Annotated in this window: 18 protein-coding genes and 2 tRNA genes; 10 read left to right on the top strand and 10 right to left on the bottom strand. The window is 32.5% G+C overall.

Annotation, left to right across the window (positions count from 1 at the left end):
• Positions 1 to 224: 224 nt before the first annotated feature.
• The 7 genes from FLP_RS24670 to FLP_RS24640 all read left to right on the top strand — a co-directional run bounded on the left by FLP_RS24670 (position 225) and on the right by FLP_RS24640 (position 6,008).
• A complete protein-coding gene (locus FLP_RS24670; protein WP_065452148.1) occupies positions 225 to 791 on the top strand; it encodes a YceI family protein in 567 nt (188 codons plus the stop codon).
• A gap of 292 nt (positions 792 to 1,083) precedes the next feature.
• Positions 1,084 to 1,653 carry a YceI family protein gene (locus FLP_RS24665; protein WP_065452147.1) on the top strand — a complete coding sequence of 190 codons (570 nt, stop codon included), beginning with the start codon at positions 1,084 to 1,086 and terminating at the stop codon, positions 1,651 to 1,653.
• A 5-nt stretch (positions 1,654 to 1,658) separates the two neighbouring features.
• Complete coding sequence (locus FLP_RS24660; protein WP_065452146.1) at positions 1,659 to 3,104, top strand: hypothetical protein; 1,446 nt, start codon at positions 1,659 to 1,661, stop codon at positions 3,102 to 3,104.
• Between the two features lie 7 nt (positions 3,105 to 3,111).
• Entirely contained in the window at positions 3,112 to 3,663 is a 552-nt protein-coding gene (locus FLP_RS24655; RefSeq protein WP_065452145.1) for a hypothetical protein, read from the top strand.
• Positions 3,664 to 3,917: 254 nt separating this feature from the next.
• On the top strand, positions 3,918 to 4,316 hold the full coding sequence (locus tag FLP_RS24650) for a hypothetical protein (RefSeq protein ID WP_065452144.1): 399 nt from the start codon (positions 3,918 to 3,920) through the stop codon (positions 4,314 to 4,316).
• Positions 4,317 to 4,429: 113 nt separating this feature from the next.
• A complete protein-coding gene (locus tag FLP_RS24645) occupies positions 4,430 to 5,071 on the top strand; it encodes an O-methyltransferase (RefSeq protein WP_065452143.1) in 642 nt (213 codons plus the stop codon).
• Between the two features lie 214 nt (positions 5,072 to 5,285).
• Positions 5,286 to 6,008 (top strand): phytanoyl-CoA dioxygenase family protein, encoded by a 723-nt coding sequence (locus tag FLP_RS24640; protein ID WP_065452142.1) that lies wholly within the window; start codon positions 5,286 to 5,288, stop codon positions 6,006 to 6,008.
• Between the two features lie 133 nt (positions 6,009 to 6,141).
• Here FLP_RS24640 and FLP_RS24635 read toward each other — a convergent pair whose 3' ends face one another.
• The 7 genes from FLP_RS24635 to FLP_RS24605 all read right to left on the bottom strand — a co-directional run bounded on the left by FLP_RS24635 (position 6,142) and on the right by FLP_RS24605 (position 12,178).
• Entirely contained in the window at positions 6,142 to 6,705 is a 564-nt protein-coding gene (locus tag FLP_RS24635) for a phosphatase PAP2 family protein (RefSeq protein WP_065452141.1), read from the bottom strand.
• A complete protein-coding gene (locus FLP_RS24630; RefSeq protein WP_065452140.1) occupies positions 6,705 to 7,064 on the bottom strand; it encodes a Sec-independent protein translocase subunit TatA/TatB in 360 nt (119 codons plus the stop codon). Before FLP_RS24630 ends, FLP_RS24635 begins: the two co-directional genes overlap by 1 nt.
• A gap of 103 nt (positions 7,065 to 7,167) precedes the next feature.
• Positions 7,168 to 9,405, bottom strand: a complete 2,238-nt coding sequence (locus FLP_RS24625; protein ID WP_065452139.1) for a M1 family metallopeptidase — start codon at positions 9,403 to 9,405, stop codon at positions 7,168 to 7,170.
• 66 nt (positions 9,406 to 9,471) lie between these two features.
• Positions 9,472 to 9,978: a DUF6702 family protein gene (locus tag FLP_RS24620; protein WP_065452138.1), complete on the bottom strand. Its 507-nt coding sequence runs from the start codon at positions 9,976 to 9,978 to the stop codon at positions 9,472 to 9,474.
• Positions 9,975 to 10,733, bottom strand: a complete 759-nt coding sequence (gene bamP, locus FLP_RS24615) for a BamP family beta-barrel-assembly machinery protein (RefSeq protein ID WP_065452137.1) — start codon at positions 10,731 to 10,733, stop codon at positions 9,975 to 9,977. Before bamP ends, FLP_RS24620 begins: the two co-directional genes overlap by 4 nt.
• Positions 10,723 to 11,412 carry a carboxypeptidase-like regulatory domain-containing protein gene (locus FLP_RS24610; RefSeq protein WP_083195941.1) on the bottom strand — a complete coding sequence of 230 codons (690 nt, stop codon included), beginning with the start codon at positions 11,410 to 11,412 and terminating at the stop codon, positions 10,723 to 10,725. Before FLP_RS24610 ends, bamP begins: the two co-directional genes overlap by 11 nt.
• A gap of 25 nt (positions 11,413 to 11,437) precedes the next feature.
• Positions 11,438 to 12,178 carry a hypothetical protein gene (locus FLP_RS24605; RefSeq protein ID WP_065452135.1) on the bottom strand — a complete coding sequence of 247 codons (741 nt, stop codon included), beginning with the start codon at positions 12,176 to 12,178 and terminating at the stop codon, positions 11,438 to 11,440.
• Between the two features lie 191 nt (positions 12,179 to 12,369).
• Here FLP_RS24605 and pepE point away from each other — a divergent pair, with 191 nt between their 5' ends.
• Positions 12,370 to 13,077: a dipeptidase PepE gene (gene pepE, locus FLP_RS24600; protein ID WP_089477434.1), complete on the top strand. Its 708-nt coding sequence runs from the start codon at positions 12,370 to 12,372 to the stop codon at positions 13,075 to 13,077.
• A 157-nt stretch (positions 13,078 to 13,234) separates the two neighbouring features.
• On the opposite strand, the gene FLP_RS24595 is transcribed toward pepE, so the two are convergent.
• A tRNA-Gly gene (locus FLP_RS24595) sits at positions 13,235 to 13,307 on the bottom strand.
• A gap of 106 nt (positions 13,308 to 13,413) precedes the next feature.
• Positions 13,414 to 13,486: transfer RNA gene (locus FLP_RS24590), tRNA-Gly, on the bottom strand.
• A 559-nt stretch (positions 13,487 to 14,045) separates the two neighbouring features.
• On the opposite strand from FLP_RS24590, the gene FLP_RS24585 reads away from it, so the two are divergent.
• Positions 14,046 to 15,632, top strand: a complete 1,587-nt coding sequence (locus tag FLP_RS24585) for a L,D-transpeptidase family protein (RefSeq protein ID WP_065452218.1) — start codon at positions 14,046 to 14,048, stop codon at positions 15,630 to 15,632.
• On the opposite strand, the gene FLP_RS24580 is transcribed toward FLP_RS24585, so the two are convergent.
• Positions 15,621 to 16,343 (bottom strand): murein L,D-transpeptidase catalytic domain family protein, encoded by a 723-nt coding sequence (locus FLP_RS24580; protein ID WP_065452133.1) that lies wholly within the window; start codon positions 16,341 to 16,343, stop codon positions 15,621 to 15,623. The genes FLP_RS24585 and FLP_RS24580 overlap by 12 nt on opposite strands.
• A 679-nt stretch (positions 16,344 to 17,022) precedes the next feature.
• On the opposite strand from FLP_RS24580, the gene gpmI reads away from it, so the two are divergent.
• Entirely contained in the window at positions 17,023 to 18,540 is a 1,518-nt protein-coding gene (gpmI, locus tag FLP_RS24575) for a 2,3-bisphosphoglycerate-independent phosphoglycerate mutase (protein WP_065452132.1), read from the top strand.
• The last annotated feature ends 93 nt before the right edge of the window (positions 18,541 to 18,633 follow it).

Raw genomic sequence — 18,633 nt, 5'->3', positions numbered from 1 at the left:
AACTGAAAATTACAGGCTACTTGTAAGTTTTTATTTCTTAAAGAGAAAGATGAAAACGTTTTAGCTATAAATATAATTTTAATACAATTTTTACAATGATTTTTATCATATCCTTTTCTGTGTGTGGACAATACTTTTGACCTAAGAAATAATACCACTTATTAGATGCAAAATACTAATAAATTAAAATTCCATACTTGAATGATAACCCAATGCATCATCGAATGAAAACAATTCAATCACTACAATCAATTTTATTGGCAATGTTATTTACCACATTGTCATTACACACAAACGCCCAAAAAAACTACACGGTAAATAAATCAACTTTTGAAGTTGCCGGAACTTCTACTGTGCACGATTGGGTAATGAAATCTACAGAAGGAACTGGTACTGCCAATCTAACAGTTAAGGATTCTAAACTCGCCGAAGTAAATAGTCTGACTATTACTTTAATGGCTGAAAGCTTAAAAAGCAGCAAAGCAAGTATGGATAAGGTGGCTTACGAAGCCTTAAATACAGAAACAAATCAAACTATCGAATACGTTTTAAGATCTGCAGAAAAAATCGATGAAACAACCTGGACTCTAACCGGAATTTACACCATTGCAGGTGTCAGCAAAGAATACAAAACTCAGGTAAAGGTAATTGCAGATGGCGGCACTTTTACTTTACAGGGATCTAATCAAATTACTTTTGGTGATTTTGAAATGACACCTCCCAAGGCAGCGCTTGGAGTTGTTAAAACAGGAAAAGACTTAACTGTAATCTTCAATATTATTTTAAGCTAAGGAATTCTTAAAATCAAAAACAGTGATAATTAAAATAACCAAAATTAATCTATTTAAAAACGATTACTCAAAAACCTCATAAATAATAAATTAATAAAATTTATTATTGATTTTACGGATATTTCAGCAAAAAGAAAACGTTGTAGTTATTAAATACATTTTTAATAAAATTTTAACAATGACTTTTATCATATAATTAACTTTTTAATGCCCCTACATTTGACACAAGTTAAAGCATTAGTACTAAAATAAAATTAACTCAGAAATCTAATATTTCAAACTACAAATAATTATGAAAACTACAAAAATAAAATTACTAGCATTTGTTATCTCCTTTTTAGGAATAACTACAATTGCAACAGCTCAAAAAAGTTATACACTAGATAGTAAATCTACATTTTCAGTTGCAGGAACATCCACCTTACATGATTGGGAAATGAAATCAGCATCAGGAACAGGAACTGCAAACCTGGCCATTGCAAATTCTAAACTAACGGACATAGAATCTTTATCTATAACCCTTTTAGCAGAAAGTGTAAAAAGTGAGAAAAAAAGTATGGACAAAGTAGCTTATGAAACTTTAAAAACGGATAAAAATAAAAACATCAAATATGTTCTTAAATCTGCTGAAAAAGTAAATGAAACTACATGGGAATTAACTGGAACGTATACCATTGCAGGAGTGAGCAAATTACTTAAAACAACTGTAAAAACAACTGTTACAAAAGACGGACTAAACTTGCAGGGAACGAACAAAATCACTTTTACTGAGTTTGGAATGAAATCCCCTACTGCAATGTTAGGCACCATTAAAACTGGTCAGGATCTGACCTTAAAATTTAATTTAAACTTTAATTTATAATAACCATGAAAAAAATCTATCTACTATTTATAGCATTAGCAAGTACGTTTGCTGTAAATGCACAAGTAAGTTTTGGAAATATGCAAAACCAAATCTCTAGAGGGAAAGACGGTATCAACGTTTTTGACGTACAAAAAGATACAAGAGAATTTAAAGGCCTTAGTATTGACCTTGGCGGTGCTTTCAACATGGATTTCCAAGCAACAAATTCATTTAACGACCAACCTGCTAACATTACAACTACTACAGCTAACGGGACGACTACTAGATCAATTACCGGATACCGTTTAATGAATACTGAAAACAATTTTTCTCTTCCTGGTGCTGATATGTATATTGGTGCTCAATTGTTTGACGGAGTAAGAGTAAATTTAGATGTTTATTTAGCTTCAAGACACCACAATGATGGTTATGTAAAAGGTGGATACTTACAAATAGACAAGTTAGACTTCATCAAAAAAGACTTCCTTGCTGATGTAATGAAATATGCTACAATTAAAATTGGGCAAATGGAGAACAATTTTGGTGATGCTCACTTCAGAGGTTCTGATAATGGTAATACAATCAGAAATGCATTTGTTGGAAACAACATCATGTATTCTTTCACTACAGAAATGGGTATGGAGGTTTACTACAACAAAAGTGGATTGGTAAGTATGTTAGGTGTTACAAATGGTAATTTAAATCAAAGTAATGAGGAAGTTTTTTATGCTAATGGTCCAGATGCAAACACAACGCATAGTCCTTCAATCTTAGCTAAACTTGGATATGACAAACAGCTTAATAAAGATTTAAGAGTAAGATTAACTGGTTCTTATTACCATAATGCAAATCTTGGTAACGCAAACATATATTCTGCTAATAGATCAGGATTTGGTTATTGGGGTATATTAAACAATAACCCTTACAAAAATACCATTACTAAGACCGATGCTACTGGTAATGTTATTTCTACAAATACTACTGATGTTGCTACTAGTTTCAGTAAAACATCCACTCCAGAGGCAACGTTCAACCCTAATTTCAAAAATTGGGCTACTACGTATATGATTAACCCTTTTGTAAAATATAAAGGACTTGAATTCTTCGGAACAATTGAATTAGCTGCAGGAGGAGATAAAGCTGGTACTGACGACAAACGTACTGCTAATCAATATGCTTCAGAACTTATTTACAGATTTGGAGAAACAGAACAATTCTATATCGGAGGAAAATACAATACCGTATCTGGAAAATTATCTAATGCTGATGCTAAAAAAGTTACTGTAGATAAATTTGAAGCAAGCGCTGGCTGGTTTATGACTAAAAACATTTTAGCTAAATTAAACTACGTTAATCAAAAATACAAAGATTATTCACAATTTACAGGAGATCCTGCTACTGGAAATCTAAACAACTTTTATGGTGGTAAATTTGAAGGTTTAGTATTCGAAGCTACAATTTCATTCTAAAAAAAAAATGAAAACAAGATTTTCAATCTTAATTATGGGTTTAGTTCTTTTCTTTTTTTTCGGAAGTGCTAAACCCACTTTTTTAACAGAAGATACAACGCTGGTAATAAATAAAATTAAAATAGAAATCACCGGAGTATCTACAGTTGGAAAATATAATTGCTCGAATACATTTTCAAAAAAAGATACTGTTTTCCTGAATTCGAGCAAAAAAAACAATTTTAATACTGAAATCAAAATGTCGGATTTTGATTGTGGAAACAAAATCATGACTAAAGATTTACAAGGAACAGTAAAAGTAAAAACGTTTCCTAACAGTACTGTAACGATTACAGATGTAAGACAATTTGGTAAAAATTACAAATGTAACCTTAACTTTTTAATAACAAACAAAACACTTAAGTACAAAGATTTTATATTGTACAGCTCTGACAATAAAGTTCAGGGATCACTTAATTTAAATTTTTCTGATATAGAATTAGAACCTCCCGTAAAAATGGCGGGATTAATAAAAGTTAGAGATGAAATCGTAGTTAATTTTAGTTTATATAAAAACTAAAAATCTAATTTATAATTTCACTTTAAATTTGTTTTCATGTTTGATTTATTGTTAAAGGTATCTTGTGGCGAGATACCTTTTTTTTATTTTACCAATTTCATAGTATTTTTTTAGATCTTAAAATTTGGCACGAGAATTGTCTTAGCCTCGAAAGGAAAATAATCTTACAAGAGCTCAGTCATTTTAAAATGTGTATCTTTATTTTTCAGCTTTATAACCTTTAAAATTTATCAACCTAAAAAAAATTATTCATTATGAAAAAACAAATTTTAAGCTTAGCTGTCGTGGCTTTATTAGCATTCGCTGTTCAATCTTGCGAAAAGAAAGAACCAAAACCGGGAGAAGATGAATTGACTCTTGGAAACAAAGTAGATACTTTGACAACAGATATTGAAGAAGTAAAAGACAGTGCAGTCATTAAAGCCGAAAATGCTGCTGCAAACGCTAAAGAAGCCTCTCAAAATGCAGTTCAGGATGTAAAAGATGCTACCAAAAAAACAGCAAATGATGTAGAAAACGCTGCTAAAAAAACAGCTACTGATGTAAAAGAAGCTTCTCAAAAAGCAGCTACTAAAGCCGAAGCAGCTGCAAAAGCAGCCAAAGACGGAACAGTAAAAACTGCTAAAGATGTAAATGAAGCTTTGAAAAAATAGTTTCTTTTTATTTTAAAATTAAAACCATCCACCGCTGTGGATGGTTTTTTTATGCAAAAAAAGCAAAGCAATATTTTTTGTATTTTTGCTGTTCAAATTTACAATACTACAATATGCATTTTATATCACAAGAATTAGAAGATTATATCGAACAACATTCTGAAAACGAACCGGAATTATTAGCGAAACTTAACAAAGAAACGTACCAGAAAATACTTTTACCAAGAATGTTAAGCGGACATTTTCAGGGTCGTGTATTAAGTATGCTGTCTAAACTGATTCGTCCCGTAAATATTCTTGAAATTGGTACTTATACAGGTTATGCTGCTTTGTGTTTGTGCGAAGGAATCAAGGAAAACGGGCAATTGCATACTATTGACATCAAAGAAGAATTGGTTGATTTTCAGCGTAAATATTTTGATGCATCTCCATGGGGAAAACAAATTTTTCAACATTTAGGTGAAGCCGTTGATATTATTCCGGATCTTGACGTAAAATTTGATTTGGTTTTTATTGATGCCGATAAAGAAAATTATCTGAATTACTGGGAAATGATTGTTCCGAAAATGAATAAGGGCGGAATTATTTTATCTGATAATGTTTTGTGGAGCGGAAAAATCCTGGAACCTGTTCACCCTAATGATGTGAGCACAAAAGTACTTTTAGAATATAACTTACTTTTAAAAAATGATCCCAGAGTAGAAACGGTTTTATTGCCTATTCGTGATGGGTTGACGGTTAGTAGGGTGCTTTAAAAAAAGGCGCTAAGGTTCTGAGATGCTGAGATACTAAGTTTTTTAATTCTGTAAATCTGAATAGCCTCCTGCTTTAGCTGGAGGTTCAAATTTTAGACAAAGATTATGGCTTTAGCCGAAACCAACTACTAAGTCTTTTTTTGGCTAAAGCCCCATTCTTTTTTCATATAATATCCTTCAAAGCAGAAGGCTATTCACAAAAAATAAATTAATGATGAAAAATATTGCCGAAATAAATTCCAAAGGTTTTACAATTATTAATGATATTTATTCTGAAAATGAAATCGGAAAACTGATTTCTTTAATTGAAAATAGCACAGAAAATAAAACTAAGAATTCAACCTTTCGAAAATCTCAGGATCTATTTGCAATCAGACAATTTCACAAACAAATTCCTGAAACGCTGCCTTATATTTTTAATGAGAATTTAAAAAGTATTGTAGAGTCGAATTTTGGAAAAGGCTATTTTATAACCAAATCAATTTATTTTGATAAGCCTGAAAAATCGAATTGGTTTGTGGCTTACCATCAAGATCTAACTATTTCGGTTAATAAAAAAACTGAAACTGCAAACTTTGAAAACTGGACCGTAAAACAAAATCAGTTTGCTGTTCAACCTCCTAAAGAAATTTTAGAAGATAATTTTACAATAAGGATTCATCTTGATAAAACAACGAAAGATAATGGCGCTCTCAAGGTTATCAATAACTCTCATTCTAAAGGAATCTTGAGAATTGAAAACATGGATTTCGAGAAAGAAAAAGAAACCATGTGTGAAGTAGAAAAAGGTGGCATTATGATTATGAAACCTTTATTATTTCACGCATCAAACAAAACTACCAATAACGAAAGAAGAAGGGTTATTCATATTGAATTGAGCAAACAAAAGCTTCCTGAAGATCTAGAATGGAGTGAAAAGACTATTCTTGAGAATTAAATTTTATTTTGAAAAGAGTGCCCTAGCCCAGATAGAAGTGTAAATACTTTTATCCAGGGTTTGCCATAAAAGATTGAAACGGATAGCTGAACAAGAGCGACAGCGAACTGACGAAGTAAATAGCTCCTGAAAATTATCCCGGAAAATATTGTGGCTTTAGTTTTCGATAGACTAAATAAATCAAGAACCCGAAAAGTGCTCCAAAGAAATAACCAGTTAAGATATCTCCAGGATAGTGCAATCCTAAATAAATCCTACTATAAGCGAAAATTAATGGCCATAAAAACAAGAATCCTAAATACTTGAAATAGCGTTTTAGAACCAAAAATAAAAAGGTGGCCACTGCCATAGTATTTGCTGCATGTCCTGAGAAAAAACTATAGGAATTACGAACCTGAACAACACGTATGATCGAATTGATATCAGGATTATTACAAGGACGCAAACGTTGAAAAGTATGTTTGAACAAATTGGTTGTCTGATCTGTAAAAGTGATCAAAATCGCGATAAAAAGTATTACATACAAGGTTTGCTTTCCTCCTATTTTTTTATAGATGCCATAAAACATTAATAAAAAAAGTGGTGTCCAATTTAACTGATTGGTAATAATAAGCCAAAATTTATCGAATGTTTCAGATCCTAAACTGTTAAGGTATACCAATAAATTGATATCTAATTCTTTTATTCTTTCAAGCATTATAATTGGCGTTTTACAGGTCCTGAGATAGAATCGATATCTTCTTTTACTTTATCTATTTCTGTGGCCGTATCACCTAACATGTTTGAAGTTAAATTTGTACTGTCTCCTAATAGATTTGTTTTGGCATCGTTAATCTGAGCATTAATATTACCTGTGATACTATTTAAAGCATTCTGGTCAAGACCATTGGCCTCAGCTCCTTTTTGAATTTCACTTTTAATATCATTGGTTGCATTTTTTAGCTGCGCCATTGCTTTACCCATTGTACGGGCAATTTCCGGCACTTTGTCTGAACCAAAAAGCATTAATACTATAAACAGTATAAAAACTAGTTCTCCTCCTCCTATACCAAACATATCTTTTATTTTAGTGTGCCACAAAGATATTAAATTTTGTAGCTGTGAGTTTTAAAATTTACTTAAAAAAAAAGACTCTTTTCAGAGTCTTTTAGATTTATTATTAGTCAAATTTAGACTTTACTTCTACTTTTGGCCAGGAATTATTGGTCACATCAATATCAGCAGTCATTAATTTTGGATCTATCTGAATGCTTTTTATCGCTTTTGAAGTTGCATAAACTTTCTTTGCGGTATCATTACTTTTTCTCCAGATTTGAGCCGGATACTGGTAATTGTCTTTTGTTCCGTCTTCGTAAGTAATCTCTACCAGAATTGGCATAATCATTCCGCCTGGTTTGTTGAATTCTACTTCATAGAAATATTTAGGCGATTTAAGTTCTGCTTTTTCCTGAGCCGTAAAGGTTTGGCTTACGTAATCAGCCAATGATTTTACATCTTCTACTTTTAAAGCTTTTTTGCTCGAATTATTTACCTCTGCATTATCTCCTGCTACTAAATAAACAAATGGTCCTTTTTCGAAACCAAAGCGTCCTTTTCTAACTTTTACATCTTTAAGATCGGCTGTTGGAGTTTCAGAAACATAATATTGTTTTACATCTTTGATACCGATATCGACAAAATCTGTTGAGTAAAACCACCCTCTAAAAAACCAGTCAAGATCTACGGCAGAAGCATCCTCCATAGTTCTAAAGAAATCTTCAGGGGTTGGGTGTTTGAACTTCCATCTGTTTGCATAGGTTTTAAAAGCATAGTCAAACAGTTCTCTTCCCATTACTACTTCTCTTAAAATATTAAGTCCTGTAGCAGGTTTTCCGTAAGCATTATTTCCAAATTGATGAATCGTTTCAGAGTTGGACATAATAGGTTCTAAAAACTTTTGATCACCACTCATGTAAGGAACGATATTTTTTGCAGGACCACGTCTTGACGGGAAATTAGGATCTAATTCCTGCTCTGCCAAATACTCTAAAAATGAATTCAAACCTTCATCCATCCAGCTCCATTGACGCTCATCAGAGTTTACAATCATTGGGAAAAAAGTATGTCCTACTTCATGAATTACCACACCAATCATTCCGTTTTTAACTTCTTTACTAGTCACTCCGTTTTCGTCAGGACGACCAAAATTCCAACAAATCATTGGGTATTCCATACCTTGATCTTCTGCAGAAACTGATACTGCTTTTGGATAAGGATAATCGAACGTGTGTGATGAATAACTTTTTAAGGTATGCGCCACAACCATTGTTGATGTTTCTCCCCAAAGCGGATTTGCTTCTTTCGGATAAAGAGATTCGGCCATAACTACTTTGTTACCAATCTTTACCGCCATTGCATCGTAAATAAATTTTCTTGAAGATGCAATACCGAAATCACGTACATTTTTTGCACTAAATTTCCATGTTTTTTTCTTTTCAGAGAAACCTTTTTCCGCTGCTTCAGCTTCTGCCTGCGTTACAATTACAACAGGTTTATCAAATGATTTTTGAGCTTGCTCGTAACGTTTTACCTGTTCTGGTGTAAAAACTTCGCTTCTGTTGGTTAATTCTCCTGTAGCATCTATTACATGATCTGCAGGAACTGTAATGTTTACATCAAAATTTCCAAAAGGTAAAGCAAATTCTCCACTTCCCCAGAACTGCATGTTTTGCCAGCCTTCGACATCGTTATAAACGGCCATTCTTGGGTAAAACTGTGCAATTACGTATAATTTGTTTCCGTCTTTTTCGAAGAATTCATAACCTGAACGTCCGCCTTCTTTTCTGTAATTATTTACATTGTACCACCATTTTATAGCCATTGAAATTTTTTCACCAGGCTTTAAAGGTGTTACAAGATTAATACGCATCATCGTTTCGTTGATGGTGTACGACATTGGACTTCCTTTTGAATCTTTTACAGATTCGATATTAAAACCACGCTCGAGATCTTTTTTTAAATATTTGCTCGAAAAACCTTCAAGTGGAAAAACCTGATTAATTTTTTCGCTTTCGGCCAAAGAGGTCTGAGTTTTTGCTTTTGCCTGATTCTGATCCAACTGAATCCATAAATACTCTAAACTATCAGGTGAATTGTTTGAATACGTAATAACCTCAGAACCGTTTATTTTTGAATTTTTATCGTCTAATTCAATATCAATTTTATAATCTGCCTGTTGCTGATAATATGCCGGTCCCGGAGCTCCGGAAGCTGTACGAAACATATTAGGTGTTGCTAACAAATCATACATTTGGCTGAATTTGTTCGTATCGTACTTTCCTTGTTGTTTTGGAGTAATTGTTTTTTCCTGAGCAATTAAGATTGCAGGAAAAATCAATAATAATGAAAGCTTTTTCATAAATTTTTAATGGTAATTATATCAGGGTGTGAAAATAACAATTAAAATAATAATTTTAACTATCATTTAGTACTTTAACAATTCTTTCCTTGAAGATTCTGTAAAAAGAACACTCTTTTTGGTGCCAAATGCTGAAATATGTGTAATGTTCTGCTGTTCGGCATTCCAATCTAATAAAATAGTATTTAGAATTTCGATTGTTTTGAATGTATTAATATCTTTTATTCTGGAATAACAAACCAAAACATCGTTTGACTCTACTTCTTTAGATAAAAAAGTAATGGGTTTTGACTGACCGTTTATTTTTATAGCAAAATTTTCAGAAAGATATTTTTTTAATAAATCAATATCAGCCTGAGTCTCTTTATCAGTACCAACGAACGTTTTTTGATGGTATTTCTTTTCCATCCCGTTATTCAAATCATCAATAAAAATTCGGGAAGTAATTTGAATCATCTTCTTTTCGGCCGCATAATTAACCTGAAAAACTCCCATATAAAATTTATGGAATGAAAATGCTGTGAGCGATAAAAACAGTATTACTATAAAAAAATAAGTTACTCTTTTTTTCATTTCCCGGCAACCTTCACTTTTTTGAATTCCTGATTTTTAGTGATCAGAAAATCCATTAATTCAAACTTTTCTTCTTGTTTTAAATGTTTTTTAGATTCCGGATCTACAGCACAAAACAACAGAAATATATCTACTTCTTCTTTCTTCAATTTTAATGTATCTGTATAAAAATCTGGCGTAAAATTGGCTTTTGCATACATCGTAAAAGCAAAATCGCTCGCTTCTTCTTCCGGCACTACATCAACATCTTTCTTTCTCATTAATTTTTTTGCGTCTTTAAATATTCGCACAAAATCAACTCCATTTTCAATTGTTCCATCATAAATAAACCTGTTTTTTGGAGACGACTTTTCATCATCAACAAATTTAGTATCTACTATAGCCTGGCTATTTTTATCAAATGCTTTTACTTTTAAATCTTTATGAACTACTACCTCTTTTAACTGATTGCTTACCAGATCCATCTGTATTAAGAAAAGTCTGTCGGCACAATTTTTTTCTGTTAAAACAATTTTTTTAGACTGAAAAGCCATACTTGTGATCAGTAAAGTATCTTTTGGTTTTGCCATAATATCAAACAAACCATTTGAACTAATAAAAGTTCTGATATTGGCATTTAAATTCATTACATAACCACTTTCCAGAGTTATAGAATCATTCACAACTTGTCCATGTAGTGGCTTCCTTGAATTATTTTGTCCAAGCGCAATCTGGCAAAATAAGCACACAACGAGTATTCCTAGTTTATTTTTCATTTTCGAGAATTGTTAGATATTTCCTTGCTAAATCTGTTATTAAAAACATACTCATCGTTTTGTTCTTTGTATCCAAAGATACGGCAAATTCAGCATCATCTACACAATATAATTGAAATCCTTTGATATCTGCCACCGGAATTTTCAATCTTTCCGTATAATAATTCTCATCAAAAAGGTATTCAATTTTCCTGAAAAGCATCTCTTTCTTCTCTACATTTACTTCTTTCTTCAGCATTGCAGTTCGCCCGGAAATTGCGTTAAGCAACATATCTCCAGGAGTTGAAGTAGCGGTATAAACTTTTCTTTCGGCCGGGGTGTATTTTTTTTGACCGTACGGAATCACACCTAAATTTTCTGCTGTAATACCCCCATTATCATTTACAATTACTTCTTTCAGTTCTATTTCCTTAGCTGACATTTTGATTATAACAGAAGCTGAATTTAAGTCCTCAAATGTAATTCTCCGTTTAAAAGGCTCTAAATTAACAGCCGAAAAAACCAGAACATCACCTTCTCTTACCACAATAGTAAACACACCCGCTGCATTTGATACAGCCGTAACCTGAGTTGTATTATTAATAATATTTACCCCTTCGACATTCGACGATTGTTCAAATATTTGTCCGGTAATTTCTTTTGAAGTATTGTTTTGACCAAAACCAATCTGAACTGTCAATAAAAAAAGTATTATTTGTAAAATCCTATTTATTCTCACGTTCAATTATTTCTTTATATTTTACAGCTAATTCTCCTAATAAGAACTCTGTTGAAGTTTTGTTTTTAGAATTCAAAATTACTGTGAATTTATCGTTTTCGACTGCATAATATTCAAAACCTTTTACATATTCTGCCGGAATTTTCAATCGGTCAATAAAATGCTCCAGCGTGAACATGCGTTCTAAAAGCTTTAAGAAAAACTCTTTTTTCTCAACCGCCAATTCTTTTTTAAGCATTGCCGTACGACCGGAAAGAAAATTCAATAACGGATCTGCAGAAACTGATCCTCCGGCCATACTTCCTGCGTTTGCAGTGGCGTTTAATGCAGTAGCAGTATGCAATTTCCTTTCTGCCTCTGTATATTTTTTTTGATTTCCGGGAATAATACCCAAAGCAACAGCATTTATACCATTATAATTCTTAATAACAACTTCTTGCAATTGATGCATTACTACATTCAGTCTCACGGAGAAATTGATATCAGAAAAATTTTCCTGTTGCAACAAAACTCTGTTTTCTTTGAATTGTATCGACGAAAAAACAATTTCATCGCCTGGTTTTGCAGCAATCGAAAAAGCTCCCAAATCATTGGTTGTAGTCATGACCTCTGTCTGTGCATTAATAACATAAACACCTTCTAAGTCGGTACTGTTTGCAGTTATTCGCCCATTAAACGCAGTTCTTTCTTCAGCTTGAGACCAACCGGCCTGAACTGTAACAAACATCAAAACACATATAGCCTTATGAATCAAAATGACAAAAAATTAGAGATTTTCTTAAAGGTGTAAAAATATCTTAATGTATTGCAAATTTAGTATTAAGGACATGGTAAAAATATGTTAATTAAAGTTTATGTACCACTAGTAAAAAGAGACTTTTTAATATCTTTAACCTCATCAATTTGAGTTTAAATTTTATGAAAAGCATTATCATTGCCAGCACTTCTACTCTTCACGAGGGCACCTACTTAGAGTATTTACTTCCAACATTACAATCTCATTTTAAAGATTGCAAAAGCATTATATTTATACCATATGCGCGTCCGGGCGGCATTTCACATGAGGATTATACCAGCAAAGTTTCTGAAGCTTTTGCATTAATAAATATTTCTGTTAAAGGAATTCATGAATTTGAAGATACCGGAGATGCAATCAAAAATGCCGAAGGAATATTTACAGGAGGAGGAAATACTTTTTTACTCGTTACACAATTGTACAAACACAATGTGATGCAAATTCTCGCAGAAACTGTAAAAAACGGAACTCCATATCTGGGAACAAGTGCAGGATCCAATATTTGCGGCTTATCCATGCAAACCACGAATGATATGCCTATCATTTACCCTCCAAGTTTTCAGACCTTGGGACTGATTCCTTTTAATTTAAATCCTCATTACTTAGACCCTGACACGCAATCTAAACATATGGGAGAAACACGCGAAACAAGAATCAAAGAGTTTCATGCTTTTAATGCCATTCCTGTTTTAGGTTTAAGGGAAGGAAGCTGGCTTGAAGTAAAAGGTGATAAAATCACTTTAAAAGGAAATTTATCGGCGCGTTTGTTTTTACAAAATGAAACACCGAAAGAATTAAAAACAGAAAGTGATTTAAGTAGTCTAAAATAAAGTTTCCTTTTTAACCATTAAGATATTAAGAAAAATTAAGTTCAATGTTAGTAACTAACTTTTCAAATTAAAATATTAAGTTCAGTCCTTAATAAGCTTAATATCTTGATGGTAAAAAACAAAAAATCCCCAAACAAATTGTTTGAGGATCTTGAAGAGCGAAAGACGAGGCTCGAACTCGCGACAACCAGCTTGGAAGGCTGGAGCTCTACCAACTGAGCTACTTTCGCATTAACAGGGTGCAAATATAAATAATTAAATGGTTTAAAAAAATAAAAAACAATAATTATTTAACTTTGATAAAAAAACCGAAATAATGAAATTCCGGTCTTTTAGAGCGAAAGACGAGGCTCGAACTCGCGACAACCAGCTTGGAAGGCTGGAGCTCTACCAACTGAGCTACTTTCGCATTACTGTGGTGCAAATATAAAAATAAAGTTAAGTTCAAAACAAGCTTTTTCGCAAAAAAATTCAATAAAAAACAACAATAATTTATAAGACATTTAAAACTAAAAAGTTATAACATCATTTTTTTTCAAAAAAACAGCAACATTATTAAATAATAGCACCAAAAAAGCTGAGATCGCCTGACAACTGATTAGTAAAAAATAAAAAAAGCAGACGATTACCTCTTTCAATACTATAATTAAAGAACCAAAGTAGATTTTGATTTATTTGGTAATAAAAATTTAATAGGAATTATTTCCTTATTCAATAAAATCAATGTTATATTTGCCCAGCAAAATCGGGAACAGATTTCTTTAATGATTGCAATACAAACGAATCTAAAAAAGATTTTAAAAAAGACTTCAATTAAGGATTGCAAAACCTACTGCAATTCAAAAAAGTTGGCCTGATTTTAGCATCAAAACTGCCATAAATGGCTTTTATATAAAAAAATGGAACGCCAACCCAAGGGCAAACTATTAAAAAAAAAAGAACATTATTTAATGTTTAAAAAACACAGAATGAACAAACTTTACTTCTTATTAGTAATATTACTTTTTATTGGCTGCAAGAAAGATGCTCCAAAAATCATTCCTGCCGTGGTAAAAAAAACCGCACCAGCTATCATACTTACTGATGAACGAAAAGTAGCAATAGATACTGCACTTATTGGTACTTTTAAAAGCGAAACACTTAAACAGTTTTATAATTCATCTGAAAACAAAACGGTTTGGGGAAACTTAAAAAAGAGAACTTACGTTTTATCTCAATTATCAAAAGCCGAAGAATTGGGTTTAGATCCTGAAGATTACAAAGCCTCTAAGCTAAAAAAGTTCGAAGAAAAAATTGCGTCTTTAAGCGATACTGACCTTGCGACGTACGACATACTTATTACTTATAATTTTGAAAAATATTTAAATCATCTCTATAAAGGCAAATTAGATCCTAAAAAACTATATAACGATTGGGATTTAGAGGAAAAAACTTTTGATGTAAATAATGTTCTTATAAAAGCTTTTAATAAAAATAAATTAGACAGCGTGGTTGATAACATTCAATCAAAGGCGTATATCTATAAACAGCTTTTAAAGTCACTTGAAATTATTAATACTTTTCCCGATGATGATATCAAAAATATTGAATCTGCAGAAAAAATCACTTTAAACGACACCAATGCAGCCTTGATAAACATCAAAAAAAGACTTATTTATTGGCAAGACATGCCTAAAAAAGACAGTCTGACTAAAATTTATGATCAAAAAACTTTTGAATCTATAAAGAAATTCCAGGAAAGACATGGCTTAGCTTCTGATGGCGTAATTGGCGCCGGGACCATTAGCGCTTTAAATTATTCTAAAGAAAAAAGAAAGCAACAAATTATCGCCAACTTAGAGCGTTGGAGATGGTACACTAATGATTTAGCCGAAAACTATTTCATCATAAACATTCCGGATTACAGCCTGAATGTAGTCGAGAATCAGGACACTACTTTGGTTCGCAATGTTGTTGTAGGAACCAGTAAAAGAAAAACACCTATTATAACATCTACGCTAAAAACGGTTGTTTTTAATCCTACATGGACCGTTCCGCCAACGATATTAAAAGAAGATGTCGTTCCGGCAATGAAACGAAATCGCAATTACTTAGCCAATAAAAACATTACTATATATGATACTGCCGGAAACGCAGTTGACCCTAACAACTGGAACGAAAACAGACCCGGAAACTATCGTTATGTACAAAGCCCTGGTTACAATAATGCTTTGGGGTTAATGAAAATTCTATTTCCAAATCATCACAGCGTGTATTTACACGATACCAATCATCGTAACAATTTTGGAAGAAGCAATCGTTCGTTGAGTTCCGGATGTGTGCGCGTGGAGAATCCTCTGGAATTGGCCGAACATATCTTAAACGATTCAGAGAAATGGTCAAAAGACAGAATCGATACGATCATTGCCTCAAAAAAGACAACGAGTATCAGAATTACAAAAAAATACGCTTTATATCAGTGGTACTGGACGGCATGGAGCAAAAAAAATCAGCTCATTTTCAGAGCTGATATTTATAATCTTGATTCGAATTTGTATGCTAAACTAAGAAATTAATCTTTGTTCCATCGCAAAACTTCTTGACGGATGGTAGATATACAAACACGATTTATTTTTTATTAGTTCTATTATTTCATCCGTCAATTCGACTGGAAGAGCTGGACATCCCTGGCTTCTGCCTAATCTTTTATGATCTCTGATAAAAGATTCAGAAACATAATCGGCACCATGCATTACAACTCCCCTTTGGCGGGCATTACTGTTGATTCCGTTTTCCAAACCATCTAAACGCAAAGAAGCTCCGTGTTTTCCCTGATAAATTTCTCCTGTTGCATAAAAACCTAAACTGCTTTTAAAAGATGAATTTGAATTCGAAAAGTTCGATGCAAATTCCTCTCCGGTATTTCTTCCGTGAGCAACTAAAGAATTAAACAGGATTGTATTTGTTGTCAGATCAATTACCCAAAGGCGTTTTGTATTTGATGACAAACTAAAATCAATAACAGTTAAAATATCTTTCTGGATAACTCCTTTTTCTTTTAATAAATAAAACCCTTTTAAGGCCTCAGAAAAAGTTTTAAGCCCTGGCAAATTAAAATTGTTAGAATTTAGCATATGATAAACACTTTCAATTTTTGCTTCGACAGTAAATTTTTCAACTTTAGCAATACTTTTTGTAGTTGCTTCTTTAATTTCGGGAGTGTTATTTGAATCTTTACCAAAAGATAATAGCAAAAACACTAGCAATGGATAAATTTTGTAAATCATTGAATTTCTTTAGGTTAATAAAAAATCTGGGTAGGGCAAAAGTATAAATATTTTTACGCTCTCAAAATATTAGCCTGAAAATCAAGGCTTTTTTGTTGAAATTTTAACATTATTAACATAAAAACATTGTTTCTGTAAGATTTTTTCTTCTGCAAACAATCTTAATAATTATAGCAATTTTCTTAATAAAAACAAAAATTAATGGTAATTCTGAAACTTCTTCTCTAATAAATAAAACAAAAAAGTGTCTGTTTTATTGTAAATTATGACAATTTCATTAAAAAGAAGTGTTTTATTCTCCCGAAACTATTGTTTTACGAATCAGAAAAAGGGATTAAATAATCTACCGCATTTCTGTAAATCTGCCTTTGTTTATTCTATTAAAAAAATGCTTCAATTTCAAATTTAGTCTCTAAATGGATTCCAAAAAACAACATTTCGATTACCCGATAATAGCGGCTTAAAAAGCACTTTTTTGTAAGTATAGATTACATTATACACTTTAACGCATCTAAAAATAAGATTAGAAAAAGAGCTTACTATGAATTTATTTTAAAAAATAAAGAATTCTTTAATTAATTTATTATATTTTAATACACTTCATTTTATTAAACATAATTGTACAAATGCTTTCGTGCACATTTTAGAAATGACTTATCTTTGTAAAAAACTAAAAATGATGAACAAAAAAGTAATACTTATGATTTTAGACGGGTGGGGAAAATCTCCTGACCCTAAAGTATCTGCAATAGACAATGCAAACGTTCCTTTTATAAACAGCCTCTACCAAAACTACCCAAGTGCACAACTTAGAACCGACGGATTAAATGTTGGTTTACCTGAAGGTCAAATGGGAAACAGCGAAGTAGGTCACATGAACCTGGGCGCCGGAAGAATTGTATATCAGGATTTAGCCAAAATAAACTTAGCTGTAGCACACCAAACACTTGCCAAAGAACAAGTTCTTGTTGATGCTTTTACTTATGCTAAAGAAAACAATAAAAAAGTTCACTTTTTAGGATTAGTTTCTGATGGTGGCGTTCACTCTCATACCTCTCACCTACGCGGATTAATTGATGCTTCGCAAGAATACGGCTTAGATCAGGTATACATTCATGCTTTTACAGATGGCCGTGATGTTGACCCTAAATCAGGCGCAAAATATATTCAGGATCTAGAGGAACATATCAAAGATACTCCTGTAAAAATCGCTTCAATCATTGGTCGTTATTATGCGATGGACCGTGATAAACGTTGGGAACGTGTAAAATTAGCTTACGATTTAGTTGTTAATGCAATAGGAACTCCGTCTAAAAATGCAGTTGCAAGTATGCTTGACAGTTACTCACACCATGTTACAGATGAATTTATCGAACCAATTGTAATGGTAGATGAAGAAGAAAAACCATTAGCTACAATTGTTGAAGGTGATGTGGTGATTTTCTTTAACTTTAGAACCGATAGAGGTCGTGAACTTACAGAAGCGCTTTCGCAACACGATTTTCATGAGCAAAACATGCACAAGCTAAACTTGTATTATGTAACGCTTACCAATTACGACGAAACATACCAAAACGTAAAAGTAGTTTACAACAAAGATAACATTACCGAAACTCTTGGTGAGGTTCTTGAAAAAGCAGGCAAAAAACAAATTCGTATTGCCGAAACAGAGAAATATCCGCACGTGACATTTTTCTTTTCTGGCGGTAGAGAAACTCCTTTTGAAGGTGAATCCCGTATTTTGAGAAATTCCCCAAAAGTAGCGACTTATGATTTGCAACCAGAAATGAGTGCTTATGAACTTACGGCAGCTCTTGTTCCGGAATTGAACAAAAAAGAAGTTGATTTTGTTTGCCTAAACTTCGCTAACGGAGACATGGTAGGTCATACCGGAATTATGAGCGCAGCTATTCTTGCCTGCGAAGCGGTTGATGCTTGTGTAAAACAAGTGATCGAAGCAGCTCTTGCCAATGATTATACTACAATTGTAATTGCCGATCACGGAAATTGCGAAACAATGATTAATCCTGACGGAAGCCCAAATACAGCTCACACAACGAATCCTGTGCCGATTATTTTGGTGGACAAAGAATTAAAAAATATTCAGAATGGTGTTCTTGGCGACATTGCTCCTACAATTTTAGAACTAATGGGAGTTCAGCAGCCAAATGCAATGACTTGTCATTCGTTGTTGTAGAAACACTTATTTTTTTTAAACCATATAAGTAATATAAGTTCATTTAATAAAGCTGCGTAAAGCTTATAATAACTTATATTACTTATATGGTTT

Source organism: Flavobacterium piscis (genome assembly GCF_001686925.1).
GTDB classification, from domain to species: domain Bacteria; phylum Bacteroidota; class Bacteroidia; order Flavobacteriales; family Flavobacteriaceae; genus Flavobacterium; species Flavobacterium piscis.
Note: the sequence above shows the minus strand (reverse complement) of the source record. Positions and strands in the feature narration are given on the sequence as shown.